Source organism: Nonomuraea sp. NPDC004186 (assembly GCF_053603495.1).
Window position 1 is genome coordinate 78,811 of the sequence record NZ_JBSGFQ010000043.1, and the last position, 21,502, is coordinate 100,312.

The 21,502-nt window shown below is 70.0% G+C and carries 25 protein-coding genes, 2 tRNA genes and 1 pseudogene; 19 read left to right on the plus strand and 9 right to left on the minus strand.

Going from position 1 to position 21,502, the window contains the following annotated elements; translation table 11 throughout:
• Positions 1 to 2 precede the first annotated feature (2 nt).
• The 3 genes from ACWEPL_RS31440 to ACWEPL_RS31450 are packed head-to-tail and all read left to right on the plus strand — an operon-like array spanning position 3 to position 2,112.
• Positions 3 to 527 (plus strand): MauE/DoxX family redox-associated membrane protein, encoded by a 525-nt coding sequence (locus ACWEPL_RS31440; protein ID WP_452438313.1) that lies wholly within the window; start codon positions 3 to 5, stop codon positions 525 to 527.
• Between the two features lie 16 nt (positions 528 to 543).
• On the plus strand, positions 544 to 1,431 hold the full coding sequence (locus ACWEPL_RS31445; protein ID WP_452438314.1) for a hypothetical protein: 888 nt from the start codon (positions 544 to 546) through the stop codon (positions 1,429 to 1,431).
• 48 nt (positions 1,432 to 1,479) lie between these two features.
• Entirely contained in the window at positions 1,480 to 2,112 is a 633-nt protein-coding gene (locus tag ACWEPL_RS31450; RefSeq protein ID WP_363981519.1) for a 2'-5' RNA ligase family protein, read from the plus strand.
• Positions 2,113 to 2,128: 16 nt separating this feature from the next.
• Here the strand turns inward: ACWEPL_RS31450 and ACWEPL_RS31455 are convergent, their stop codons facing one another.
• A complete protein-coding gene (locus ACWEPL_RS31455) occupies positions 2,129 to 2,569 on the minus strand; it encodes a MarR family winged helix-turn-helix transcriptional regulator (RefSeq protein ID WP_363981522.1) in 441 nt (146 codons plus the stop codon).
• 62 nt (positions 2,570 to 2,631) lie between these two features.
• On the opposite strand from ACWEPL_RS31455, the gene ACWEPL_RS31460 reads away from it, so the two are divergent.
• Entirely contained in the window at positions 2,632 to 3,765 is a 1,134-nt protein-coding gene (locus ACWEPL_RS31460) for an FAD-dependent oxidoreductase (protein WP_452438315.1), read from the plus strand.
• On the opposite strand, the gene ACWEPL_RS31465 is transcribed toward ACWEPL_RS31460, so the two are convergent.
• Positions 3,762 to 4,652 (minus strand): NAD-dependent epimerase, encoded by an 891-nt coding sequence (locus ACWEPL_RS31465; RefSeq protein WP_452438316.1) that lies wholly within the window; start codon positions 4,650 to 4,652, stop codon positions 3,762 to 3,764. The genes ACWEPL_RS31460 and ACWEPL_RS31465 overlap by 4 nt on opposite strands.
• A gap of 71 nt (positions 4,653 to 4,723) precedes the next feature.
• Here ACWEPL_RS31465 and ACWEPL_RS31470 point away from each other — a divergent pair, with 71 nt between their 5' ends.
• Positions 4,724 to 5,659, plus strand: a complete 936-nt coding sequence (locus tag ACWEPL_RS31470) for a GlxA family transcriptional regulator (RefSeq protein ID WP_452438317.1) — start codon at positions 4,724 to 4,726, stop codon at positions 5,657 to 5,659.
• Between the two features lie 19 nt (positions 5,660 to 5,678).
• Here ACWEPL_RS31470 and ACWEPL_RS31475 read toward each other — a convergent pair whose 3' ends face one another.
• Complete coding sequence (locus ACWEPL_RS31475) at positions 5,679 to 5,951, minus strand: ribbon-helix-helix protein, CopG family (protein ID WP_355206940.1); 273 nt, start codon at positions 5,949 to 5,951, stop codon at positions 5,679 to 5,681.
• A gap of 468 nt (positions 5,952 to 6,419) precedes the next feature.
• Between ACWEPL_RS31475 and ACWEPL_RS31480 the strand changes: the two genes are divergently transcribed.
• Entirely contained in the window at positions 6,420 to 6,767 is a 348-nt protein-coding gene (locus ACWEPL_RS31480; RefSeq protein ID WP_355206943.1) for a hypothetical protein, read from the plus strand.
• On the opposite strand, the gene ACWEPL_RS31485 is transcribed toward ACWEPL_RS31480, so the two are convergent.
• From ACWEPL_RS31485 to ACWEPL_RS31495, 3 genes are read right to left on the minus strand one after another with little or no spacing between them, the layout of a single operon-like run.
• The gene (locus ACWEPL_RS31485) at positions 6,768 to 7,271 is read right to left on the minus strand and encodes an NUDIX hydrolase (RefSeq protein ID WP_363981537.1); all 504 of its coding nucleotides are present in this window, start codon (positions 7,269 to 7,271) and stop codon (positions 6,768 to 6,770) included.
• A gap of 12 nt (positions 7,272 to 7,283) precedes the next feature.
• Positions 7,284 to 8,027 (minus strand): ABC transporter permease, encoded by a 744-nt coding sequence (locus tag ACWEPL_RS31490; RefSeq protein ID WP_452438318.1) that lies wholly within the window; start codon positions 8,025 to 8,027, stop codon positions 7,284 to 7,286.
• Positions 8,008 to 8,949: an ATP-binding cassette domain-containing protein gene (locus ACWEPL_RS31495; protein WP_452438319.1), complete on the minus strand. Its 942-nt coding sequence runs from the start codon at positions 8,947 to 8,949 to the stop codon at positions 8,008 to 8,010. The genes ACWEPL_RS31490 and ACWEPL_RS31495 overlap by 20 nt, the downstream gene beginning before the upstream one ends.
• A 247-nt stretch (positions 8,950 to 9,196) precedes the next feature.
• On the opposite strand from ACWEPL_RS31495, the gene ACWEPL_RS31500 reads away from it, so the two are divergent.
• The 5 genes from ACWEPL_RS31500 to ACWEPL_RS31520 all read left to right on the plus strand — a co-directional run bounded on the left by ACWEPL_RS31500 (position 9,197) and on the right by ACWEPL_RS31520 (position 11,775).
• Positions 9,197 to 9,730 carry an AAA family ATPase gene (locus ACWEPL_RS31500; RefSeq protein WP_452438320.1) on the plus strand — a complete coding sequence of 178 codons (534 nt, stop codon included), beginning with the start codon at positions 9,197 to 9,199 and terminating at the stop codon, positions 9,728 to 9,730.
• 50 nt (positions 9,731 to 9,780) lie between these two features.
• Positions 9,781 to 10,743 carry a GH25 family lysozyme gene (locus ACWEPL_RS31505; protein ID WP_363981549.1) on the plus strand — a complete coding sequence of 321 codons (963 nt, stop codon included), beginning with the start codon at positions 9,781 to 9,783 and terminating at the stop codon, positions 10,741 to 10,743.
• Between the two features lie 88 nt (positions 10,744 to 10,831).
• Positions 10,832 to 11,359, plus strand: coding sequence for a C40 family peptidase (locus ACWEPL_RS31510; RefSeq protein ID WP_363981552.1), 528 nt, complete (start codon positions 10,832 to 10,834; stop codon positions 11,357 to 11,359).
• 73 nt (positions 11,360 to 11,432) lie between these two features.
• Complete coding sequence (locus ACWEPL_RS31515) at positions 11,433 to 11,663, plus strand: transposase (protein ID WP_350733721.1); 231 nt, start codon at positions 11,433 to 11,435, stop codon at positions 11,661 to 11,663.
• Positions 11,664 to 11,702: 39 nt separating this feature from the next.
• Positions 11,703 to 11,775 (plus strand) — tRNA-Thr (locus ACWEPL_RS31520).
• Positions 11,776 to 11,974: 199 nt separating this feature from the next.
• Here the strand turns inward: ACWEPL_RS31520 and ACWEPL_RS31525 are convergent.
• Positions 11,975 to 12,721, minus strand: coding sequence for a DUF2071 domain-containing protein (locus ACWEPL_RS31525; RefSeq protein WP_452438321.1), 747 nt, complete (start codon positions 12,719 to 12,721; stop codon positions 11,975 to 11,977).
• A 302-nt stretch (positions 12,722 to 13,023) separates the two neighbouring features.
• Between ACWEPL_RS31525 and ACWEPL_RS31530 the strand changes: the two genes are divergently transcribed.
• From ACWEPL_RS31530 to ACWEPL_RS31560, 7 genes are all read left to right on the plus strand, one after another.
• Positions 13,024 to 13,097 (plus strand) — tRNA-Met (locus ACWEPL_RS31530).
• 71 nt (positions 13,098 to 13,168) lie between these two features.
• The gene (gene rpmG, locus ACWEPL_RS31535) at positions 13,169 to 13,333 is read left to right on the plus strand and encodes a 50S ribosomal protein L33 (protein ID WP_019632658.1); all 165 of its coding nucleotides are present in this window, start codon (positions 13,169 to 13,171) and stop codon (positions 13,331 to 13,333) included.
• A gap of 692 nt (positions 13,334 to 14,025) precedes the next feature.
• Positions 14,026 to 14,475: a MaoC family dehydratase N-terminal domain-containing protein gene (locus tag ACWEPL_RS31540; protein WP_192789633.1), complete on the plus strand. Its 450-nt coding sequence runs from the start codon at positions 14,026 to 14,028 to the stop codon at positions 14,473 to 14,475.
• Position 14,476: 1 nt separating this feature from the next.
• The gene (locus ACWEPL_RS31545; RefSeq protein ID WP_363981561.1) at positions 14,477 to 14,905 is read left to right on the plus strand and encodes a MaoC family dehydratase; all 429 of its coding nucleotides are present in this window, start codon (positions 14,477 to 14,479) and stop codon (positions 14,903 to 14,905) included.
• Between the two features lie 414 nt (positions 14,906 to 15,319).
• Positions 15,320 to 16,162, plus strand: a complete 843-nt coding sequence (locus tag ACWEPL_RS31550; RefSeq protein WP_452438322.1) for a hypothetical protein — start codon at positions 15,320 to 15,322, stop codon at positions 16,160 to 16,162.
• An 11-nt stretch (positions 16,163 to 16,173) separates the two neighbouring features.
• Positions 16,174 to 17,211, plus strand: coding sequence for a UDP-N-acetylmuramate dehydrogenase (locus tag ACWEPL_RS31555; RefSeq protein ID WP_452438323.1), 1,038 nt, complete (start codon positions 16,174 to 16,176; stop codon positions 17,209 to 17,211).
• A gap of 278 nt (positions 17,212 to 17,489) precedes the next feature.
• On the plus strand, positions 17,490 to 18,071 hold the full coding sequence (locus tag ACWEPL_RS31560) for a TMEM165/GDT1 family protein (protein WP_350733731.1): 582 nt from the start codon (positions 17,490 to 17,492) through the stop codon (positions 18,069 to 18,071).
• On the opposite strand, the gene ACWEPL_RS31565 is transcribed toward ACWEPL_RS31560, so the two are convergent.
• Positions 18,057 to 20,909: an ATP-binding protein gene (locus ACWEPL_RS31565; RefSeq protein WP_363981569.1), complete on the minus strand. Its 2,853-nt coding sequence runs from the start codon at positions 20,907 to 20,909 to the stop codon at positions 18,057 to 18,059. The genes ACWEPL_RS31560 and ACWEPL_RS31565 overlap by 15 nt on opposite strands.
• A gap of 115 nt (positions 20,910 to 21,024) precedes the next feature.
• On the minus strand, positions 21,025 to 21,171 hold the full coding sequence (locus ACWEPL_RS31570) for a hypothetical protein (RefSeq protein WP_192789639.1): 147 nt from the start codon (positions 21,169 to 21,171) through the stop codon (positions 21,025 to 21,027).
• A 199-nt stretch (positions 21,172 to 21,370) separates the two neighbouring features.
• On the opposite strand from ACWEPL_RS31570, the pseudogene ACWEPL_RS31575 reads away from it, so the two are divergent.
• A pseudogene (locus ACWEPL_RS31575) lies at positions 21,371 to 21,502 on the plus strand (deoxyribose-phosphate aldolase); the annotation flags it as partial.

Here is a 21,502-nt window from a genome sequence, read left to right on the forward strand (position 1 = left end):
CTATGCAGTACGTCGATGTGGCGAGCAGACTGCTGCTGCTCACGGTGTTCGTCCTCGCGCTGGCGAGCAAGGTCTCCAGCCGCCGGGCCTGGAACGAGTTCGTCCAGTCGATCAAGGCGATGGCGGTGATCGACAACGCCAGGGCGCCGGCAGCCGCGACGGCGACGGCGGTGGCCGAGGCCGGTGTCATCGTGCTGGCCGCGATCCCCCTTCGCTGGGCCGGGTCGGCGTCGTTCGTGCTCGCGGCGGGGCTGCTCGGCTGCCTCACCGTCGCCGTCATCATGGTGGTACGGAGGGGCGCCGCCGTTCCCTGCCGCTGCTTCGGCGCCTCCCGGACGCCCCTGAGCATGGCGCACGTGGCCCGCAACGGCATCCTCATCGCGGTGGCGCTGCTCGGGCTGGCCGCTTCCTTGGTGAACGGCTCCTTCGATCCGGCCATCGTCGCGATCGTCGGTGTCTTCGGCGCCGTACTGGGCCTGCTCATGGCCCGGTGGGACGATCTCGTCTCGCTGCTCCGGACGACCTGAGCCGGCGGCGGCTCACGTGGCGGGCTGGCGGGTGGCCGAGCGCGCGGTGCGCGCGAAAGGCGCGGGACCCGGCGAGGACCGGGTGGTCGTCATCGAGGACGGCGGCGGTGTCCGCTGCGCGGCGGTGATCGACGGCGTCACCGACAAGTCCGGCCGCGACTACGGCGGGGCGAGCGGCGGGGCCCTGGCCGCCGATCGCGTCGCGCAGACCCTCGCCACCCTGCCGGACGACGTCACCGTGGCGGAGGCGGTCGCGGCCATCTCGGCCGAGCTCATGGAGCTGCGCCGCAAGTGGTCCGTCGCCGACGACGACCCTCTCGCGCCGGCCGCCGTCGCGGCGGTGGTGTGGCCGGGACGGCGGCTGGTGTGGCGCGTGGGCGACGTCCACGTCGCCCTGGGCCACCGCGACGGCGGGTGGCGTCGTCATCCCGGCGGGAAGCTGATCGACACGGTGCTGGCCGGCGCCCGGGCCGCCCACCTGCACTGCCTGCTGCTGCAGGGAGAGCGCCCGGAGGACCTGGCGGCCACCGATCCGGGACGGGCGCTGATCCGGCCGGTGCTGGAGCGCCAGGCCGTGCTGGCCAACCGGGATGAGGCCGGTCCTTTCGGGTACGGCCTGCTGGACGGGCGGCCGGTCCCGGAGCGGTTCGTGGAGACGTTCGGGCTGGCGGAGGACGTGGACGAGGTGGTGCTGGCGTCGGACGGCTACCTCGGCCCGGCGCAGACCCTCGCGGGAGCCGAAGCGGAGCTCCGGGCCTCGTTACGGGCCGATCGGCTGCGCATCATGGAACACGCGGCCACCAAGGCGATGGCGGCCGGCGCCGAGAGTTTCGACGACCGGGCCTACGTGCGGCTGTCCCGCAATTCCCCTCGTGACCGCGGCTCACCGAGTCGGATATCGTGACCACGCTGCGTGAGCAGATCAGCTGCCCGCGCCCACCGAGGAGGACGCGTGAGCCCGCTTCCGACGCGCATGGCGAATCGCTGGGAGAAGCGCCGATCGCTCATGCTGCCGCCGGGGCAGGGCCGGCTCTACTGGCACGTTCTGCTGGGGGAGGACCCGCAGGCGCGGGCCATCGTCGAGGAGGCGCACGACCGGCTGGCCGGCCTGGCGGGGCTCGACCTGGTGCCGCGGCGGTTCATCCACCTCACCACGTTCGTCGCCGGATACTCGCACGAGATCACCGAGCGTCAGGTGACCGTGATGGCCGCGGAGGCGGCGGGCCAGCTCGCGCGGGTCGCGCCGATCACGGTGACGCTGGGGCGGGTGCTCTACCACCCCGAGGCGGTCGTGCTGGAGGCACGGCCGGCCGAGCGGCTGCGGCCCCTGCTGGAAGCGGCGCGGTTCGCCACGCGGGCGGCCACGGGACGTGACGGCGTGCTCGCCCATGACACGTGGCTGCCGCACGTCACCGTGGCCTACAGCAACGCGGACGGCCCGGCGGCGCCCATCATCGACGCGCTCGGGGAACGCCTTCCGGAGCGCGAGGTGACGATCCGCAGCATCCATGTCGTCAACCAGGACGGCCCGGAGACGGCCTGGGACTGGCGACCGGTGGCGGAGGTCCGGCTCGGCGCGTCGTGAGCGGGCTCCGCGGGGTTCACCCCCGTACTTCCTTGGTGGCGCGTCGGTAGGCCTCGGTGACGCGGCTGAACATGTCCAGCATCACCATCGCCTGCTCCGGCTCGTAGTGCGCGCTGATCGCCGCCAGGTGCCGCCTGGACGCCTCGCAGGCGGCGTTGTAGTCGTCCAGGCCGCCCTCGACCAGCTCCACGGTGACCGTGCGCCGGTCGCGTTCGCCGCGCACCCGCCGTACGTAGCCCGCCTTCTCCAGCCTGTCGATCAGCCGGGTCGTCGAGGCGGACGGCAGCCCCAGCTCCTCGGAGATCGTCCCCACGGCGAGCGGTCCGCGCGTCTCCAGCAGGATGGCGGCCGCGACATCGACGGGTTGCAGGCCGAGCCGGTCGGCGACCGCCTCGTTGTGCAGGAGGACCGCGACCAGGAACTCGCGGAAGACGTCGTCTGGATGTTCGTGGGCCACCTTCCTAACCTACTCCATCACGGAGTATCTTCGAATCGAAGATACTCCGCTTTGGAGGAGATATGGATGTTCTCGTCATAGGCGCCGGGGTGGGCGGCCTGGCCGTCGCCCGCGAGTTGCTGGCCGCCGGTCACCGGGTGCGGGTCTACGAGCAGGCTCCGGCCCGGCGGACGGGCGGCAAGGCGGTGCTCATCTGGAGCAACGGCACCGCCGTGCTGAACGATCTCGGCATCGGCCTCGACGGCGTCGGCGCCCGCATCGACCGGATCGACGCGCTGACCGCCGCCGGCCGGCTGCGTACCAGCATGGACATCGCCCACGCGGCCGGCCGCTTCGGCTTCGAGACCAGGGCGATCCCCCGTCGCCACCTGCTGGAACGCCTGGCCGACGGGCTGCCCGGCGACCTCGTCCGCCACGGCCTGGCCTGCCGGGGCGTGACCCAGGACGACGGCCAGGTCACGGCGACCTTCAGTGACGGCTCCACGGACAGGGGAGACCTGCTCATCGGAGCCGACGGCCACCACTCGGTCGTACGGCGCTGCCTGTGGGGCGGCGGCGCCGTACGGCCGGCGACCTTCGGGACCTGGCAGGGGCTCAGCCGGATCGACATCGATCTCGCCGGCACGCACCGGCACCTCATCATCTCGGGGCGCGAGGGCGCGTGCGGGCTCATGCCCGCCGGTGAGGGCCTGCTGCAGTGGTGGTTCGACGTGCGCTGGTCGCCCGCCGATCCGCGGCCGGCGGCGCCGCTGGCCGAGCTGAGGCGGCGGTTCGGGCACTGGGCGTCACCCGTCCCCGAGGTGCTGGCCGGCGCGACCGAGGACGACCTCGAGTTCTTCGGCCACCACTGGACCAAGGTGCGCCCGGCGTGGGGCAAGGGGCGGATCACCCTGGTCGGCGACGCGGCCCACATCATGCCGCCCACCCTGGGGCAGGGCGCCAACCAGACCCTCGAGGACGCGTGGGTGCTCGGGTGCGAGCTCGCCAAGGGCGGCGACGACCCGGCGGCACGGCTGCGCGCCTACGAGAAGCTCCGCTACCCGTACATCTCCCTGGTCTCCCGGCTGGCCAGGCGCAACCCCGCGAACTGGCGCGTCCCACCGCTGATCGCCCGGCTGTTCCCCGAGACGTCCCAGACCGCCATGCTCGCCCGCTTCAGCAACCGCCTCAACGAGCCGGCGGTCTCGCGACGCTAGATCAGTTGCCGGAGCACATCGTCGACCGGGGTGGCGCCGACGCCGAGGATCTTCTCGGTCTCGGAGAAGTCGAGGACGAGCGGGTGGCCCGGCTTGGTGAGCACTTCGTGCATCTCCCCCCACAACGGATCGGTGATCCCGAGCAGGGTCAGGTCGCGTTCCGTCATCTCCTCCAGCCGCGGCGCGGGCGCTCCCGAGAGCTCCGCGAGCCGCCGGGCCAGTTCCCGCACCGACAGGGTCGCGGTGGGCACGTGCCAGGCCCTGCCGTACGCCTGCTCCTCCCGGCTCGCGGCGACCAGCGTGCGCGCGGTGTCGTCGATCGCCGAGTAACTGTGCGGAACGTCGAGTTCCTGCGGCACCAGGACGAGCCGGCCTTCCAGCACGGGCCGCTGCACCAGGAGGCTGAACACCGAGAAGGCGCCGGTGCCGTAGAACTGGGCGGCCCGCACCTCGGTGACCTTCACCCCCGAGGCGGCGGCCTCCTCCCACGCCCGCGCCCTGGCCCGCCCCTTGGGCCCGGTCGCCGCCAGCGGGAAGTGCGGCGTGATCGGCCCGTCCACCGGCCCGTAACCGTAGATGTTGCCGAGCATGACGTACGCGGCCCCCGTCCGCCGCACCGCGGTCAGCAGCGACGCCGACAGGATCGGCAACCGCTCGGGCCAGGTGTGGTAGGGCGGCACGGCGGTGGTGAACAGCGTCTCCGCCCCCTCGGCCAGCTCGGTGAGCCGGTCGGTGTCGGTCGCGTCCGCGGCGACCCTCTCGACGAGCCGGTGGTCGGGCCCGCCGCCCGTGCGGCTGATCATCCGTACCCGCTCGCCGTCCTCGGCCAGCAGCAGAGCGGTCTTCGACGCGGTGGCCCCGCGACCCACGATCACATGAGATTTCATGATGACAACCGTGCCGACCGGCGGCCTCGTAACATAGTGGCCGGAATGCCAACTATCCGGAGGATCTGGCCATGCACCGCCTCGCCGCAGTGATCGTCCCTCCCGTGCTGGGCTTCGACGTCTCGATCCCGCTCATGGTGTTCAACAGCGTCCCGCACTACGACGTACGCGTCTGTACGGCGCGGCCCGGCCCCGTGCCGACCGTCGGGGGCCCCGACGTGGTGGTGGCGCACGGCCTGGAGGCGCTGGAGGAGGCCGAGACGGTGATCGCGGTCGGCAGCGGCGGCGAGCCGGCTCCCCCGGAGGTCCTCGACGCCCTGCGGAAGGCCGCGGCCGGCGGGGCGCGGATCGCCTCGTTGTGCACGGGCGCGTTCGTGCTGGCCCAGGCCGGCCTGCTCGACGGGCGCCGCGCCACCACCCACTGGGGGCTGGCCGGAGACCTCGCCGCCCGCTTCCCGTCGATCGACGTGCGGCCCGACGTCCTGTTCGTCGAGGACGGCGGCATCTTCACCTCGGCGGGCGCCGCGGCCGCCATCGACCTGTGCCTGCACCTGATCAGGCTCGACTACGGGGCGGCGGTGGCCAACACGGCCGCCCGGCTCGCGGTCGTCTCCCCCGTACGGCCGGGCGGGCAGGCCCAGTTCATCGAGACCCCGCTGCCTCCCGAGCGCGGCACCTCGCTCGCCCCCACCCGGGCCTGGGCGCTCGAACATCTCGACCGCCCGCTCACCCTGGCCGACCTGGCCCGCCACGCCAGGATCAGCGTGCGCACCCTGACCAGGCGCTTCCACGCCGAGACCGGGCTGAGCCCGCTCCAGTGGCTGCTGCACCGGCGCGTGGACCGGGCCAGGGAGCTGCTGGAGACCACCGGACTGCCGATGGACCAGGTGGCCGGGCGGAGCGGCCTGGGCAGCGCGGACTCCCTCCGCAAACACCTGGTCAGCCGGGTCGGCCTCACTCCCACGGCCTACCGCGCGAGCTTCACCCGAGAGCCTCTTCCGTCTTAGGCCCACGGTGAATGGCTGATCAGAGGAACAGTATTTTTCGCGGATTTCCGTCGGATTCCACGATGGCCAGCTCATGGCCCTGCGCGAGCTGGTCCTCGACGAATTTCCAGATGGTGATGGCGCGGCGGATCGCCTCGGTGAACGACAGGCCCTTGCGCTCGGCCAGTGCCTTGAACGTCTGCGCTGTTTCGTGGCTCAGATTGACGGACAGCCGGACGAAATTGCTGTTGTTGTTGCTCCTCTCCTGCTCGAGCCTGGGGTCCTTGCCGGTGGACTCACGCGTCATGGTCATGTCACCTGGCCCTTGGGGTAAGGGGGCACGTGGAGTAGAGGGCGGGGATGCTCCGACGTCTCGCTGCTCTCGGTCCTCATCGATAGGCGCATGCTTTTTATACACGCTGGCTTGCCATGAGGAACGGGTCCGATCCGTACCGAGTGTTGTCCTGTCACACCTCGAAGGAAGAACGTTATACCGGTGCGGAAAGATCTGTGCCTCATATGCGGTTAATGCTGGCAAATGGTGCGCGTCGCGGCATCATGAAATGTGGGCTAAAGGCGCGCTCGAATCCCACAGGCCCCTAGGATGTGCGTTATCCCGCAGGGGCGCGCGATCGGGCAGCGTGGCAGAAATCCCGCATGAAGCGGCAGAAATCTGACATAAACACGTGGCTCGCTCTCCGAGGTGGGTCCCATCGCAGTCCGAGGTGGTCCAACGCACCTCCCCGTAGTCAGCCCTGACGACTGGGCTGATGGAGGAAACATGAGTGGAGCCAGTCAGCCGTCTGGCGCCGGAGATCGATCCGGGGCCGAGGGGGCCGAGGACGTCCGACCGAAGAGCGAACTGGTGGATCTCTCCCCGCCGCCTCCGGACTCTCCGGTGGTGCAGCTGCTGGAGAAGACCGCGGTCCGCCATCGCAGCTGGTTCATCGGCGTCTACTTAGGCGTGCTCATCACCGTCGTCCTGGCCAGCATCCTCGGCCCCGGCTTCCTGCCGGAGCAGGCGTGGAGCCAGATGAAACCCGAGGTGGCGGACGTGCGGCTCTGGCTCTTCCAGATCGGGTTCGTGATCGTGGGCGGCTATCTCTTCGCCGAGAAGGCGCCCAAGTAGCTAGTGCGGGCTCAGGCCGTCCAGAAGCGGCAACCAGGTGCGATCAGGGCAGACGCGGGCGATCTCCGACGGCGGGAGCCAGTCCGCCCTGGTGCTCTCCGAGCCGGCCGGCGGACGGGTCGGCCGGCCCGGATGCGGGAGACGGGCCCTGAACATCACCATGTACGTCAGCGGCGGGTAGCGGTAGCCGGCCGGGGCCGCGTCCAGGAGCTCGATGCGCTGCCAGGCGAAGGCGGACAGCGCGGTGGCCGGCAGGCGCAGGCCGGTCTCCTCATACAGCTCCCTGGCCGCGGCGTCGAGGGCCGTTTCGCCGGGTTCGAGGTGGCCGCCGGGGATGTCCCACCCGCGGCCCTCCTCGTCCACGCACGTCATGAGCGTTCTGCCGGTCTGGTCCGAGACGAACGCGAACGCCGACGTGGTCTTGTCCACAGGCGGGAGGGCCGGGGACAGGATCACGTCCAGGCGATGGCGTACGGGGATCCAGGGGACCGTCAGATGAGTCATCCCTCAAGGGTCTCAGACACCCCGGCGCATGGCCCGGTTGCCCAGATACAGGCCGATCGCGGCTATCGCGCAGGCGGCGACGGTCCCGTACAGGATCGAGGGGCTTGTCAGGTTGCCGGAGAAGAGGGCTCGCTGGCCTTCGACGATGTACGTGACCGGGTTGGCGTACCCGATCGTCCGCAGCCACGCCGGAGCCGTCTCCAGGGGGAGCATCATCCCCGAGAGGAGAAGCAGGGGGAACATGATCGACTGGCTGACGATGTAGAAGAGCGTGCCGCCGGGCGCCGACTTGATGGCCAGCACGAACGAGAGCGAGCCCAGGCCGACGCCGAAGACCACCAGCTGCGCCAGGCCCGCCAGGACGCCCGCCGGATACAGCTCGAAGCCCAGGGGGACGGCCAGCACGATGATCAGGACGGCCTGGGCCAGCAGCACGATCATGGTCTTCAACGTCCGGCCCACCAACATCGCCGTGCGGTTCAGCGGGGTGACCATCAGGCGTTCCAGCGAGCCGCCGATCAGCTCGACCAGCAGGGTGTAGCCGGCGGACATGGGGCCCGTCAGGCACATCATGACCAGGATCCCCGGCACGAACCACTGCCACGACGACCCGACCGCCCCGTCCAGCAGCGACCCGAACAGGAACAGGAACAGCAGCGGCTGCCCCATCTCGAACAGCAGCCCGACCGAGTCGCGCACGACCGGCTTGAACTCCCGCGAGAAGACGGTGGCGGTGTCACGAAAGAATGTCGTCATCGGTGAGGCTTCTCCCGGTAAGAGCGAGGAACACGTCGTCGAGCGTCGGACGGATGGTCTCGGCGGTGGTGACCTTGATGCCGGAGCCGTCCAGGGTTCTGAGGTAGTCGGGGAGCGCGGCGGCCGCGTTGGGAACGCGCAGGCGCACGGTGGTGCCGTCGGCGGCGCCGCCACCGAGCTCCGCGGCCCTGCGCGCCTCCTCCTCCGTGCTGGTGGTGATCGTGATGTGGTCGCCGGCGAGGTCGTTCTTGAGCTGCTCGGCGGTGCCGTCCGCGATGATCCGGCCGTTGTCGATGATCACCACGCGTTCGGCCATGTTGTCGGCTTCCTCCAGGTAGTGGGTGGTCAGGAACAGCGTCGTCCCGTACGTCTCCCGCAGCCGGAGGATGTGCTGCCAGACCTCGGCGCGGCTCTTCGGGTCGAGCCCGGTCGAGGGCTCGTCGAGGAACAGCAGGCCGGGGCGGTGGATGAGGCCGAGCGCGATGTCCAGGCGGCGGCGCTGGCCGCCCGAGAGCGTGCCGGGGCGTCGCTTGGCCAGCGCTCTGAGGTCGAGCAGGTCGAGCAGCTCCTCGGCGCGGGCGGTCGCCTGCCTGGCGTCCAGGCCGTAGCAGCGGCCCTGGGTGACGAGCTCGTCGCGGACGAGGAAGTTCTCGCCCGCGCTGTTGCGCTGGCCGACGTAGCCGATCCGGGCGCGCACGCCCGCCGGGTCCTTGGCCACGTCGTGGCCCGCCACCACGGCGGTGCCCGAGGTGGGCGGCAGGAGGGTCGTGAGCATGCGCAGGGTGGTGGACTTGCCCGCGCCGTTGGGCCCCAGGAAGGCGACGAGCTGGCCGGCCTCCACCTCCAGGTCGATGCCGCGTACGGCTTCCACACGCTCCTTCTTGATTTTGAACACTCGGGTCAGTCCCCGGGTATGGATCATGGTCGGCCTCTCCGGGCATGGCGAAATAACCCCTGGTCGGGGGCGCGATTGAGGATCGAATCAAGTTTGTGCAGGTTCAATCCGGTTTGGCAAACGTGAATGTCACGTTCATAAACCCCTTTCACCTGCGGAAACACCGTTTCCGACGGTGGTCCGCGACGGTGGATTTCGGGGCCCTGAGGTGCGGTTTCCCGGGTGTCGCAAAATTTTCCGGGCGGGGCTGGCAGCATGGCTGACCGTGTGCCGGATGGTGGTGCTGGTGAACGGGTTGCCCGGGGCCGGGAAGACCACGGTCGCGCGGGCGCTGGGGCGGGCGCTCGGCCTGCCGGTCTTCAGCAAGGACGACCTCAAGGAGACGCTGGCCGACGTGCTCGAACGGCCGCCCGGGGTGGGCGAGCGGGAGTGGAGCAGGCGGCTGGGCACGGCCGCCGGGGAGAGCATGTGGACGCTGCTGGCGAGCGCCGGGCGGGGCGCGGTGCTGGAGAGCCCCTGGCTGGCGCCGACGCGGCCGCTGGTGCTCGCCGGACTCGAGCGGGCCGGGGTCGAGGCCTCGGTCGAGGTGCGCGAGGTCTGGTGCGCGGTGCCGCCGGAGCTGGCCAGGCGTCGGTACGAGGGGCGGGTGCGGCATGCGATCCACGGCGAGGCCCGGCTCGGGGACGAGCGCTGGGCGGAATGGGCGGCGGGGGCACGGCCGCTGGGAGTTGGGACGGTCTATTGGATTGATACCTCAAAAACAGTTGATATTTCGGGACTTGCGGGGTTGTGTCAGGGTCCGCAATGATCTCCCGCGTGAAAAGTCTGTGGGTAATTGCGGCAATTGCTGCCTTAGGTATGGGTGGAGTCGCGGAGGCGGCCGACGGTGTTCCCGGCGTCGACGTCAGTAACTGGACGGGCGAGGTCGACTGGGAAAGCGTGGCCTCCGGGGGCGCGAAGTTCGCGTTCGTCCAGGCCACCGAGGGGACGAACTACCGCAACCCCAGTTTCGACGCCCAGTACGGCGGTGCCGCCGGGGCCGGGCTGATCCGGGGCGCATATCACTTTGCGCAACCACACGAATCCGACGGGACGGCCCAGGCCGATTATTTCCTGCAGAACGGCGGCAACTGGATCAGCGACGGTCAAACGCTGCCAGGAGTGCTCGATATCGAGGACAACCCGTACAAGGACAAGAACGGCAAGAACAACTGCTACGACCTGTCCGCCGAGGACATGGTCACCTGGATCAAGGACTTCACGAAGAAGTACCACGAGGCCACCGGCCGCCGCGCGATCATCTACACCACCACGAGCTGGTGGCAGACCTGCACGGGGAACTCCGACAAGTTCAAGTCGAACCCGCTCTGGCTCGCCCGCTGGGGCGGCGACCCCGGTGAGCTGCCGAAGGGCTGGAAGAGGCACACGTTCTGGCAGTCGGCGGAGAAGGGCACGCTGGCCGGTGGGCAGAACTCGTTCAACGGCTCCGAGTCCCAGCTCAAGGAGCTGGCCAACCCGCCGGCCGAGGTGACGGTCTCGGGCGCGGCCCGGAACCGGAAGACGTACACGGTCACCGTCTCGAACACCGGCCCGCACCCCGTCAAGGACGTCAAGGTGTCGGGGCGGGCGTTCGGCGGGCAGCGCGTGGTGAAGGCGCCCGGGTGCAAGTTCAGCGGCACGGCGGTGCTGTGCCAGGTGGGGGAGCTGACGCGGGGACAGAAGGCGACGTTCACGATCACCACGAAGCCGTCGAAGTCGAAGGGCACGGTCGGGCTGTACGTCACCGTGGGCTCTGTGAAACTGACCCTCAAGGCCCGCTGACGCCTGCCGGGGAGCCGCCGAGCAGCGCAGATCCCCATGAGGCAGGATGACTCCTGAGGGCCATGGAGCTTGTCGGGGGCGGGACGGTATGAGGCGGTGGCGGCTGGCAGCAGGGGCGGCGGCGCTGGTCCTGCTCGTCGCCACAGCCTCCGTGCCACTCGGGCTGTACGTGCCGGAGAACGTCGTGCGGATCGCGTACGAGCTCGAGCAGCGCAGGATCGTCTACTCATGGGGAGGCGGTCACGCCGAGGAGCCCGGGCCGTCGAACGGGACCTGCAAGGGATACCAGGGAAAGATCCGGCCCTGCCCGGCCGCCCGGACGCGCGGTCTCGACTGCTCGGGGTTCGCGCGATGGGTGTACGCGCTGGCCAGCGGGTCTGACGTGCTGGGGCCGGGGAACACCAACGATCACGTACGGCGGATGCGGCGGGTTCTGGTGGCCATGCCGGGGGACCTGGTCTTCTTCGGAAGCATCACGAAAAAAGCCATCAAAACCCACCATGTGGGCATCTATCTCGGCAACGGGAAGATGATGAACGCGCCCGAGACCGGTGCGGTGGTGCGCGTGGACGACATTGCCCGTCGTAAGGATTTCTTGGGTTTCTACCGGCTCTGAACTGATTCGGTATGGCCTGTAACGCGTGTGGCATGGCAAAAATTGAGAGACCCGGCGGCTACTGTGTGCCGCTATGGACAGGCGATGGGTCGGCCTCGACGGCTACGAGGTCGTAGGCGTGGTGCACGGCGGGCGGCAACTGCTGCGGGTGCGCCGGCACGGGTGGGTGGTCGCCGACTGCACCTCTGTGGCGGAGGTGGCCAGACACGTCGACCTGGCCGACCTGTGCGAGGTCATCGAACTGCCGGCGCGGCGGCGGACGGAAGAGCGCGCGGAGGCCCGAACGAGTTCGCATCATCGCTGAGTGCCGTGTATGGTTACACCTGTCCGCAGCGCCGGACAGGCCCCTATAGCTCAGTCGGCAGAGCGTCTCCATGGTAAGGAGAAGGTCAACGGTTCGATTCCGTTTGGGGGCTCTTGCTCTGAACGCCTACAACGCCCGACCCGCAAGATCGCGGGGCCGGGCGTTTCGCATTTCCCACCCCTCGCCCCACCCTCAACCACCACCTCCCACGCCACCCAACCTCCGCCACCCACCCTCCGCCACCCACCCCAAATCACCGGCCCGCCGCGCCGCCTACGCCCTGCGCGTACCGTCGAGGCCGAGCGGCGTGGTCACCCGTGCGGGTGGAAGCGGTGCGGTGGGGTGTGGATGTCGAAGGGGATCCGGGCCTGCGCCAGGACCGAGTGCGGGGGCGTGTCGGGCGCGATCAGCCCCAGACGCTCGAAGAAGGGAAACCTGGCGGAGGTGGCCTCCAGGTGCCGGGGCCGCATGACCGGGTGCCAGATGCTGTAGGCGCCCACCCTGCCGTCTCTACGCCGGTACCAGCCCTGGGTCGGATGGGTGAGTTGCTCCAGCCAGTCCGAATCGTCCGTGAAGCCGTCCAGCAGCGCCGGAGCCTGCGGGAGCTCGACCGCCTCGCACCGGCCGTCGGTGGACTCCAGGCGCCAGCGGGCCGGGGTGCCCAGCCAGTCGGCCTCGATGCGGATGTGGTCGCGGCGCCACGGCATGCCCCACAGGTGCTGCGGGATCGCCACGACGGGGTGGTCCAGACGGGTGCCGAAGAACCAGACGCCCGCCTTGCCGTACGCCGTGACGTAGGCCCGGTAGTTGATCTGCCCGCAGTTGATCGACGCCTGCGGCAGGAACCGGAAGTGGAAGTCCCGGTCGCGGAAGGCGACGGCGGAGACCAGGGCGCCGGGGCCGTCCCTGAAGCTCGCCTCCATGGGCGCGAAGCCCTCGGGCAGGTGCCGGGCGAGCGCGTCGGCGTCCACCCGGTAGCTCACGATCGCGAAGTCCTCCAGATCCGTGTGCGCGTGGTGCCAGCGCGGACGCGGCCGGGGAGTGCCCACGAAGCTCATGCCCAAAAGGTACGGCTCCTACGGCTGCGCGGGGCCGGGCGGGATCATGTGCGCCACGGCGAGATCCAAGGGCTCTCAGGGGTTGTGCGCGTCGCGCCGGTCGCTGCTACGCTTGCCTCCTCCACTGCTTGATCTTCAGGTGGAGTCGGCTGTTCGGGGGCGAGCATCGCCGATTGGTAATGGATTTCGGTTGTCGGGGGTTCCTGAGGCATACTGGGAGCACCCCACCCGATCGGGCGAGTTACGAATGTGCTCGCTGCGTCGGGTATCCTCTACGGGGCCGGGGTCGTTACCGGCCCAAAGGCGGAGTAGCTCAGTCAGGCAGAGCAAACGGCTCATAATCGTTGTGTCGCCGGTTCAAGTCCGGCCTCCGCTACTGCCCACTCCCAGGTCACCAGGCCTGGGTACGGGCGTGTCCATGTCCCGAACGTAGAAAGGCACTCCCAAGTGGCTGCCACCGACGTTAGGCCGAAGATCACGCTGGCCTGCCAGGAGTGCAAGCACCGCAACTACATCACGCGGAAGAACCGGCGCAACGACCCGGATCGGCTTGAGCTGAAGAAGTACTGCCCCAACTGCCGCTGCCACCGCGCGCACCGCGAGACCCGCTAGGTCTCCGGGCAGGGCTTCTGCCCCACATTTCGTCATATCGCACAACCGGCGTCCTACCACAGGGCGCCGGTTTGTCGCGTCTGTACAGGGGTTCAGCGACTCCACACGGACCCCAGGGCCCCCTCTGGCCGCTGATGGACGGCCCGCGGATGGCGGCATGGCCGTCGGCGCCTTGGGACGATGGGGTGGGCGCCTTGGGGTGTTCGGGGTGGGTGTCTGGGGTGTTCGGGGTGGGCGTTGGTCCCGGTTCGGCGCGCCGCCGCCGGGGCTCCGGTCGCCACCCAGACGGGGACAAGCGGGCACCGTGACGGGTGACCGGCCCCTTGGCGGTCTGCGGGCGTCGTGACTGTGACTGGTTGGCCTCCTGGGAGGGGGCGGTGGCGTCGTGACGCTGGCTGGCCCTGTGGGGGGCGCTGGGCGTCGTGACGGTGGCCAGTCCCGAGAAGGTCGGCGGACGCGCTGACTGCGGTTGGCCGGGGTGTGGGTCGGTGGGTGCAGTGACGGGTGGGCGGCGTCGTGCGCACCGACCGTCGTGCCGAGAGAAGGCGGTGGTTATGGCGGGAGTTTTGGAAGGGCCGGGCGCCGGGAAAGTTCGCGGGGCAAAATCAAGATAATCACCGGCGACAGCCGAACCTTGTTCTGTTACCGTCGGCCTCAGCAGCGCTCGGTTGGTGACATGCGAGGGAGCACTGATGGCCTTGAACCGAGACTTCGTGGGCAGGACCTATTCGCCCAGCGCGCCGTACGAGGTCAGCCGGGTGAAGATCAGAGAGTTCGCCGCCGCGATCGGTGACAACAACCCGCTCTACCGGGACAAAGAGGCAGCCCAGGCCGCCGGATATCCCGATGTGATCGCGCCGCCCACGTTCCCCATCGTGTTCAGTCTGCAGAGCGGGGGCGAGGCGCTCGTCGATCCCGACCTCGGGCTGAACCTCGCCATGGTCGTCCACGGCGAGCAGCGCTTCGAGTACGTCCGGCAGGTCTGCGCCGGGGACCAGCTCGTCACGACCGCGACGATCACCGACATCCGCACGGCCGGGCGGAACGAGCTGTTGACGGTCAGGAGCGAAGTGACGACCGTCGACGGCGAGCCGGTCTGCGTCACCTACAACACGATCGTCGAGCGCGGAGGGGCCGGCTGAGATGACCGCCACGGTGAAGTACGACGAGGTCGAGGTCGGTCAGGAGATCCCGGCCGCCGATTACAACGTGCGCCGGCTCAACCTGGTGATGTACGCCGGGGCTTCCGGGGACTTCAACCAGATCCACTGGAACGAGCGGTTCGCCAAAATGGTGGGGCTGCCCGACGTGATCGCGCATGGGATGTACACGATGGCGCAGGCCGGGCGGTTCGTCACGGACTGGGCCGGGGATCCCGGGGCGGTGGTGGACTTCGGGGTGCGGTTCTCGTCGATGGTGGTCGTTCCCGACGACGATCAGGGGGCGACGGTCTCGGTCAGCGGGGTGGTGGAGGAGAAGCTGGAGGACAAGCGGGTGGTCATCGGGCTCACCGCCAGGTCGGGCGAACAGAAGGTGCTGTCCAAGGCCCGCGCGGTGGTCCAGCTGTCCTGACGCGGCGGCCGGCCGGGTGATATTTCGGGCGGGTCTCGGGTACGCGTGACGTCTATGAACGAAGCCGCGCGACGAGTTTGGCCCACAGTTCGCTCGATCCCCGTTTCCGCTGTGACCGATGCCAAGCCGCCCGCCCACCTTCGGCCGGCGCGGGTCGAGCAGGTGGCGGGCAGCTCCGGCACGGGACGCGACACCGCGGGCGGCACCGAAACCGGGACTGTCGGTGCAAGGGGCAGGGCGACCGAGGCCGGTGCGGCCGATACGAAGGCCAAAGCGACCGAAACAGGAAATGCCGGTGCGAAGGCCAAGGCGAGCGGGGCAGGGGCGGGCAACGGGGCGCATGCTCGGCCTGATCCCGCTGCCGAGTTGGGCTTTTCCGGCGCTCCCGGGCAGCGGGGCGACACGGGTGACACCATGCTGCACGCTCAGCGCGTCTGGGACAGCTCGCTGGCCACCAACCGCCTCGACGAGCTGGGCGTCAAGCTGGAACGCCAGCGTACGGAGACCAAGGACGTCACCGTGACCGTGAGCCTGCTGGTCGACGGCTGGCCGGAGGACGTCAGGAAGAGCGTGGGATCGATCGTCGAGCACACGAACGCGCGCGTGCTCGCCTTCGACCTCGGCGACGTCGACGGCGCCGGTGAGGTGCTGGACGAGCTGGCCGACCAGCATCCGGACCGGATCGCCGTGTGGCACGTGGCCGAGGAGCCGCACTGGCGAGGGGGTACGGCCACCTGGGGCGAATGCCGCGCCAAGCTGCTGCGGCTCGACGAGGCGGACGTGCACGTGCTCATGGACACGAATGTCGAGCTCTGCGGCGACGCGCTGACCCCGCTGGTCGCGGCCGTCGCGGGTGGCGCCGTGGCGGCCGGGTGGAGGGGCGTGGACTTCCCGGACGGGGAGCCGGAGCCGGTCCGCGTGGTGGAGCCGGGGCCGGGCACGGCCGGGCCCAGGAGGGTGCGGGCGCTGACGGGGGAGCTCATGGCGGTACGCCGGGCCCCGGCGCTCGGAGCCCTGCCCGAGGACGCCGGCTACGGCAGGAACGCCGATCTGGCGCTCTCCCTCGCACTCCAGCAAGGGTCCCCCCAGGGGTCCAACCAGCAGGGGCCTCTTCGGCAAGGGCACAGAGAGCTGGTTGTGCCCGAGGAGCCGTTGCCCGCCGTGCGGCTGGGATCGCACGACGTGGACCCCGACTACGACGCACGGGAGTCCCGCCGGAACTTCGACCGCGTGCTGCGCATACTGGGCACCTCATAAGCTATTGGCCCATGGAGATGCTCGCGCCGTATACCACGCTGCGCCTAGGCGGCCCCGCCCGCGACTTCGCCGAAGCGACCACGGCGGAGCACCTCGTGTCCCTGGTGGCCGAGGCGGACATGAAGGGGCTGCCCACGCTGGTGCTCGGCGGAGGCAGCAACGTCGTGGTGGCCGACGAGGGCTTCGACGGGCTGGTCATCAAGGTCTCGACCCGGGGCGTGACCGTCTCGCGCGACGGCGAGCAGGTGCTGGTCACGGTCGAGGCGGGGGAGGACTGGGACCCGCTGGTCGTCCGCGCCGTGGCCGAGGGCTGGTCGGGCATCGAGTGCATGTCGGGCATCCCCGGGCTGGTCGGCTCGACGCCCATCCAGAACGTCGGCGCGTACGGGCAGGAGGTGGCCCAGACCGTCTGGTGCGTGCGTGCCTACGACCGCCGCACCAGGCAGGTGGTGGATCTGGAGGCGCGGCAGTGCGGGTTCTCCTATCGTGACAGCGCCTTCAAGCGCGACCTGGCGCGGCATGTGGTGCTCGCGGTGACGTACGCGCTGGATATTTCGGAAATGTCCGGCCCGCTGGCGTACGAGGAGCTGGCCCGCAGGCTGGATGCGGAGCCCGGCGGGAGGGTGCCGCTCGCGCAGGCCCGTGAGGCCGTGCTGGCGCTGCGGCGCGGCAAGGGCATGGTGCTCGACCCGGACGATCCCGACACCCGCAGCGCCGGCTCGTTCTTCACCAACCCGATCCTCACGCCCGAGGAGGCCGCGGAGCTGGCCTCCCGCGCCCCGGGGCATCCGCGCTGGGAGCTGCCCGGCGGGGCGGTCAAGGTGCCCGCCGCGTGGCTGATCGAGCAGGCGGGCTACCCGAAGGGGTACGCGCGCGGGCCCGTACGCATCTCCACCAAGCACACGCTCGCGCTGACCAACCCCGACGGGGTCGCCACCACCGGCGACCTGCTCGCGCTGGCCAGGGAGGTCCGGGACGGGGTGCGGGAGAAGTTCGGGGTCACGCTGGTCAACGAGCCCGTGCTCGTCGGCTGCGAGCTCGGGGAATAGGTCCCGCCCGGGACAGGGGGACGGGAGAAGCCCGTGCTCGGGCCTCGGGGAATAGGTCCCGTTCGCGGGCTGTTATGGTTGGTTGGAATTTCCGAAGGGGAGTAGTCCCAATCGTGTGATCGACACACTGGCGCTTCATCGCGCCCGGTCACACGGGCCTCATACGGGCGGACGAGACCTTCGGCCTGGCAGTTGTGCAATGAGACGCTGCCGGGCCGAAGTCGTGCCCGAATCTCCCCGGGTCGCCGCTTCCGGCTCGGTCGCGCGGAAGGGGACCGTTGGAAGCGTTCTGGATCAGTCTCGCCGTCATCTTCGTGGCCGAGCTCGGCGACAAGAGCCAACTCATGGCGATGACGTTCGCGACCCGTTTCAAGATCTGGCCCGTGCTCGCGGGCATCACGATCGCCACGACCCTCGTGCACCTGGTCAGCGTAGCCCTGGGCGGGTTGATCGGTGACGCGCTGCCGACGACGGCCATCGCGGTGGTGGCGGGGCTGGCCTTCCTCGGGTTCGCCGCGTGGACGCTGCGCGGGGACGAGCTGACCGAGGACGAGTCGAAGAAGGCCCAGCGCACCACCAGGAACGCCCTGATCGCGGTGACCGTGGCGTTCTTCCTGAGCGAGCTGGGCGACAAGACGATGCTGGCCACCATCACGCTGGCCACGCAGCACGGCTGGCTCGGCACCTGGATCGGCTCGACCGTCGGCATGGTGGCGGCGGACGCGCTGGCGATCCTGGTGGGACGGCTGCTGGGCAAGCACCTGCCGGAGAAGGTCATCCGGTACGGCGCCGCGGCGGCGTTCGCGATCTTCGGCGTCGTCCTCCTGGCGGAAGCGCTTATCGGATCAGGGGGACAGTAGTGAGAGGCGGTGGGCCGCGGCGGCGGCCTCGCCGCGGGTGGTGACGCCGAGCTTGGCCAGGATGTTGGACACGTGCACGCTCACCGTCTTCGCCGAGATGAACAGCTCGGTCGCGATGTCCCGGTTGGTCCTGCCCTGGGTCACCAGCCGCAGCACCTCCAGCTCGCGCGGCGTCAGCAGCTCGGAGGGCTCCTGGGCGGGCTGAACCCCGCCCACCCGGCGCGACAGCACCTCGATCTCCTCGATCAGCGGGGTCGCGCGCAAGGCCTGGGCCAGCGGGTGCGCCACCTTCAGCCGGGCCGCCGCCCCCTCCCGGTCGCCCCCGCGCGCGGCCGCGGTGGCCGCCCGCAGCAGGGCCTTGGCCTGGTTGTGCGGGCGGTTGAGCCGCTCCCAGGCCGCCGCGGCGGCGTCGAAGTCGCCGGTGTACGACAGCCGGTACGCCTCCACGACCGGCCCGATGACCGACAGCTCGGCCGCCACCTCCGCGGCCAGCTCGCGCACCGCGGCGGCCCGTTCGGGCTCGGTGGTCTCGGCGGCGTCGCAGACCGTGCGGAGCAGCGAGAGCAGCCGCCAGCTGAGCATGGCCTTGCTGGACTGTTTGTGGTGCGAGAGCACGCGCTCGGCCACGCTGAGCGCGGCCCCCGGCTCGCCCTTCGTCAGGTGCCAGCCGATGTGCAGGCGGGCGTTGTTGATGATGTCCTGGACGAACTCCTCGGGCCGGTCCTTCAGCACGCCGACCTCTGACAGGATGCCCTCGACCAGTTGCAGCTCGCCCCTGGCCAGGGCGATGTCGGCGCGGACGCGCAGGAGCGCGTACCGGTGGCGCAGGACGGGGCCGTGGCCGAGCGCGCCTTCGATGATCTCGATGGCTTCGTCCCAGCGGCCGATCGCCTCCAGCGCCTCGGCCCAGTTGTTCTTGATGAACAGCCCGCTGCCGCGCAGCCTGCCGTACTTCTTGGCCAGCTCCCAGCCGTGCTCGGCCAGGCGCAGCGCCTCCTCGTGGCGGCCCATGTCGATCAGCGCGTCGATGTTGTTGCCGACCGCCCTGGTGATCAGGCGGGCGGACCCCGCCGCCGTGCCGATCTCCAGCGCCTGCTCGTTCACGGTGATCGTGGACTCGTTCTCGCCGTTGAGGGAGTGGCCCAGCGCCAGGTTCATCAGCAGGTCGGCTTCGAGGCAACCGTCGCCGAGCTCCCTGGCCAGGCGCAGCCCTTCCGTGATCAGCTCGCTCGCCTCGGCGATCTCGCCCCGCAACATGAGGTGGCGGCTCAGCACCGAGACCACTTCGGCGCGGTCGGCGCCGTTCTCGGGCACGAGCCGCAGCGCGTGCCGGAGGTCCTCGATGACGCCGAGCTGCCCCTTGGCGTTCTTGAACCCCACCCGCCGCACGATGAGCTGCGCGACGCGGCCGGGCTCCTTGGCCTCGTCCAGCTCCGACAGCGCGGCCTTGACGAACTTGGCGCCCTTGTCGGCCTCGCCGCCGGCGTTCGCGGCCTCCGAGGCGCGTTCGAGGACGGCGGTGTGGTCGGCGTCGATGAGCTCGGCCGCGTCGGGCACGCGCTCCCACAGCATGAGGACGCGTTCGAGCAGCGGGACGGCCTCGGTGTACGCGAACGCCTTGAACGACTTCTGCGCCGCCTCCCAGGCGGAGATCAGCGCCCAGGTGTCGTTGCGGGCGCCGTACCAGTGGTGTGCCAGCTCGACGGCGGCGCGCCCCGGCGGGACCAGCCCGCGGTCCTTGGAGATCTCTTCGGCGAACCTGGCGTGCAGCCGCTGGTGCTCGCCGGGCAGCAGCTCGTCGTGCACGGCCTCGCGGATGAGCGAGTGCCTGAAGACGTAGGCGCGGTTGTCGGCGATCTGCAGGACGTTGCCCGCGATGGCCGGGCGCAGCGCGGCCTCCAGTTCGACGTCGGACAGGCCGCTCACGGCGGCCAGTAGCTTGTGGCTGACCCGGATGCCGCCGGCGGCGGCGACGCGCAGCAGGCGCTGGGTCTCCTCGGGCAGCCGTTCGACGGAGTTGAGGATGAGGTCCTGCATGGACTCGGGGAACGCGCAGTCCTCGCCCTCCAGCATGGCCTCCACGAACAGCGGGATGCCCTCGCTGCGCTCGTAGACCTTCTCGACCTTGGCGTACTGGGGGACCTCGCCGAGGATGCCGGCCATCTGCTGGGCGACCTCGTCCCGCGACAGGCGGGGCAGGTCGAGCCGGTGCACGCCGCTCACCCTGCCCAGCTCGGCCAGCACCGGCCGGAGCGGATGCTGGCGGTGCAGGTCGTCGGAGCGGTAGGTCATGACGATCAGCACCTGCGGGGCGTGCAGGTTGCGGCTGAGGAAGGCGATGAGATCGCGGCTGGACCTGTCGGCCCAGTGGATGTCCTCGATGACGAGGACGGTGGGACGGGCGAGGGCCAGGCGTTCGAGGAGGGTGAGGAACTGCTCGAAGAGCCGGGCGCGGCCGGTGTCGGTCTCGCCGTCGCCGCTCGGCTCGCCGAACTCGGGCAGCAGCCGCGCGAGATCGCGCTCGGCGCCGTCCGGCAGCAGCCCGGCGACGGCCGCGGGGCCCTGCTCCCTGACGAGCTGCCGGAGCGCGGCGGTGAACGGCGCGTAGGCCAGACCCTCCGTGGACAGCTCCACGCAGCCGCCGAACAGCACGTGAGCGCCGCAGGCCTGGCACTGCTCGGCGAAGCGCTGGATGAGCCTGGTCTTGCCGACCCCGGCCTCGCCGCCGAGCAGAACGGCCGTCACCGTGCCTTTTCGTGCCTCGTCGAAGCTTTCAGACAGAGCCGCCAGCTCCTCTTCCCGCCCGACGAAGACGGGACTGACAGAACGTCCCCGCATGTCATCCAGCATGTCATGCCCGATCGATTACTTTCGACGCTTTTATGGGGGTCCCTTTACGGGGGTTTCGAGGCCCGGCCACGAGGGAGGTGGTGGCCGGGCTCTCGTGGGATGGTCATGAGAAACGGAGTTTGCCGAAGACCGAGCGGCGCTCGGACTTGTTGGCCCTCTCGGCCTCGCGTACCCGCCGGTGCTCGGCGGCGGCCTTGCGGAGCTCGCTCGCGTGGTTCTTCATGAGCTCGTACTCGATCTCGGGGTGCATGGTGTGTCTCCTGAAATTTCGTGCTTCTTCCTGACACCTTTAAGACTCGGTCTAAGGCCCTGCCTGCCACATCGGGTGGATGCCTTATCTCCGGTACGCCGACGCGTACGGCATGCCTAAGACCCCCGGGGCCGGCCGCCTAAGGCGGTCCGGTTTGGAGCTCACGGCCCTGGTCGGCGATGCTGTGTTGGTGTCAACTGTGACTACCTCGCTCGCGGACGTCGCCTCGTCCGACTCGGCGTTGCGAGCTTTCCTGCACGGCCTGCCCGGGGTTGACCGGGTCGGCGCGGACCAGCGGGCGGCGATGCTCGGCACCCGTTCGATCAAGACC

Coding starts and splice junctions, on each gene's coding strand:
- ACWEPL_RS31440 (WP_452438313.1), top strand. CDS start 3: ATGCAGTACGTCGATGTGGCGAGCAGACTGCTGCTGCTCACGGTGTTC.
- ACWEPL_RS31460 (WP_452438315.1), top strand. CDS start 2,632: ATGGATGTTCTCGTCATAGGCGCCGGGGTGGGCGGCCTGGCCGTCGCC.
- ACWEPL_RS31465 (WP_452438316.1), bottom strand. CDS start 4,652: ATGAAATCTCATGTGATCGTGGGTCGCGGGGCCACCGCGTCGAAGACC.
- ACWEPL_RS31470 (WP_452438317.1), top strand. CDS start 4,724: ATGCACCGCCTCGCCGCAGTGATCGTCCCTCCCGTGCTGGGCTTCGAC.
- ACWEPL_RS31475 (WP_355206940.1), bottom strand. CDS start 5,951: ATGACCATGACGCGTGAGTCCACCGGCAAGGACCCCAGGCTCGAGCAG.
- ACWEPL_RS31480 (WP_355206943.1), top strand. CDS start 6,420: ATGAGTGGAGCCAGTCAGCCGTCTGGCGCCGGAGATCGATCCGGGGCC.
- ACWEPL_RS31485 (WP_363981537.1), bottom strand. CDS start 7,271: ATGACTCATCTGACGGTCCCCTGGATCCCCGTACGCCATCGCCTGGAC.
- ACWEPL_RS31490 (WP_452438318.1), bottom strand. CDS start 8,027: ATGACGACATTCTTTCGTGACACCGCCACCGTCTTCTCGCGGGAGTTC.
- ACWEPL_RS31495 (WP_452438319.1), bottom strand. CDS start 8,949: ATGATCCATACCCGGGGACTGACCCGAGTGTTCAAAATCAAGAAGGAG.
- ACWEPL_RS31500 (WP_452438320.1), top strand. CDS start 9,197: ATGGTGGTGCTGGTGAACGGGTTGCCCGGGGCCGGGAAGACCACGGTC.
- ACWEPL_RS31505 (WP_363981549.1), top strand. CDS start 9,781: ATGGGTGGAGTCGCGGAGGCGGCCGACGGTGTTCCCGGCGTCGACGTC.
- ACWEPL_RS31510 (WP_363981552.1), top strand. CDS start 10,832: ATGAGGCGGTGGCGGCTGGCAGCAGGGGCGGCGGCGCTGGTCCTGCTC.
- ACWEPL_RS31515 (WP_350733721.1), top strand. CDS start 11,433: ATGGACAGGCGATGGGTCGGCCTCGACGGCTACGAGGTCGTAGGCGTG.
- ACWEPL_RS31525 (WP_452438321.1), bottom strand. CDS start 12,721: ATGAGCTTCGTGGGCACTCCCCGGCCGCGTCCGCGCTGGCACCACGCG.
- ACWEPL_RS31540 (WP_192789633.1), top strand. CDS start 14,026: ATGGCCTTGAACCGAGACTTCGTGGGCAGGACCTATTCGCCCAGCGCG.
- ACWEPL_RS31545 (WP_363981561.1), top strand. CDS start 14,477: ATGACCGCCACGGTGAAGTACGACGAGGTCGAGGTCGGTCAGGAGATC.
- ACWEPL_RS31550 (WP_452438322.1), top strand. CDS start 15,320: ATGCTGCACGCTCAGCGCGTCTGGGACAGCTCGCTGGCCACCAACCGC.
- ACWEPL_RS31555 (WP_452438323.1), top strand. CDS start 16,174: ATGGAGATGCTCGCGCCGTATACCACGCTGCGCCTAGGCGGCCCCGCC.
- ACWEPL_RS31565 (WP_363981569.1), bottom strand. CDS start 20,909: ATGCGGGGACGTTCTGTCAGTCCCGTCTTCGTCGGGCGGGAAGAGGAG.
- ACWEPL_RS31570 (WP_192789639.1), bottom strand. CDS start 21,171: ATGCACCCCGAGATCGAGTACGAGCTCATGAAGAACCACGCGAGCGAG.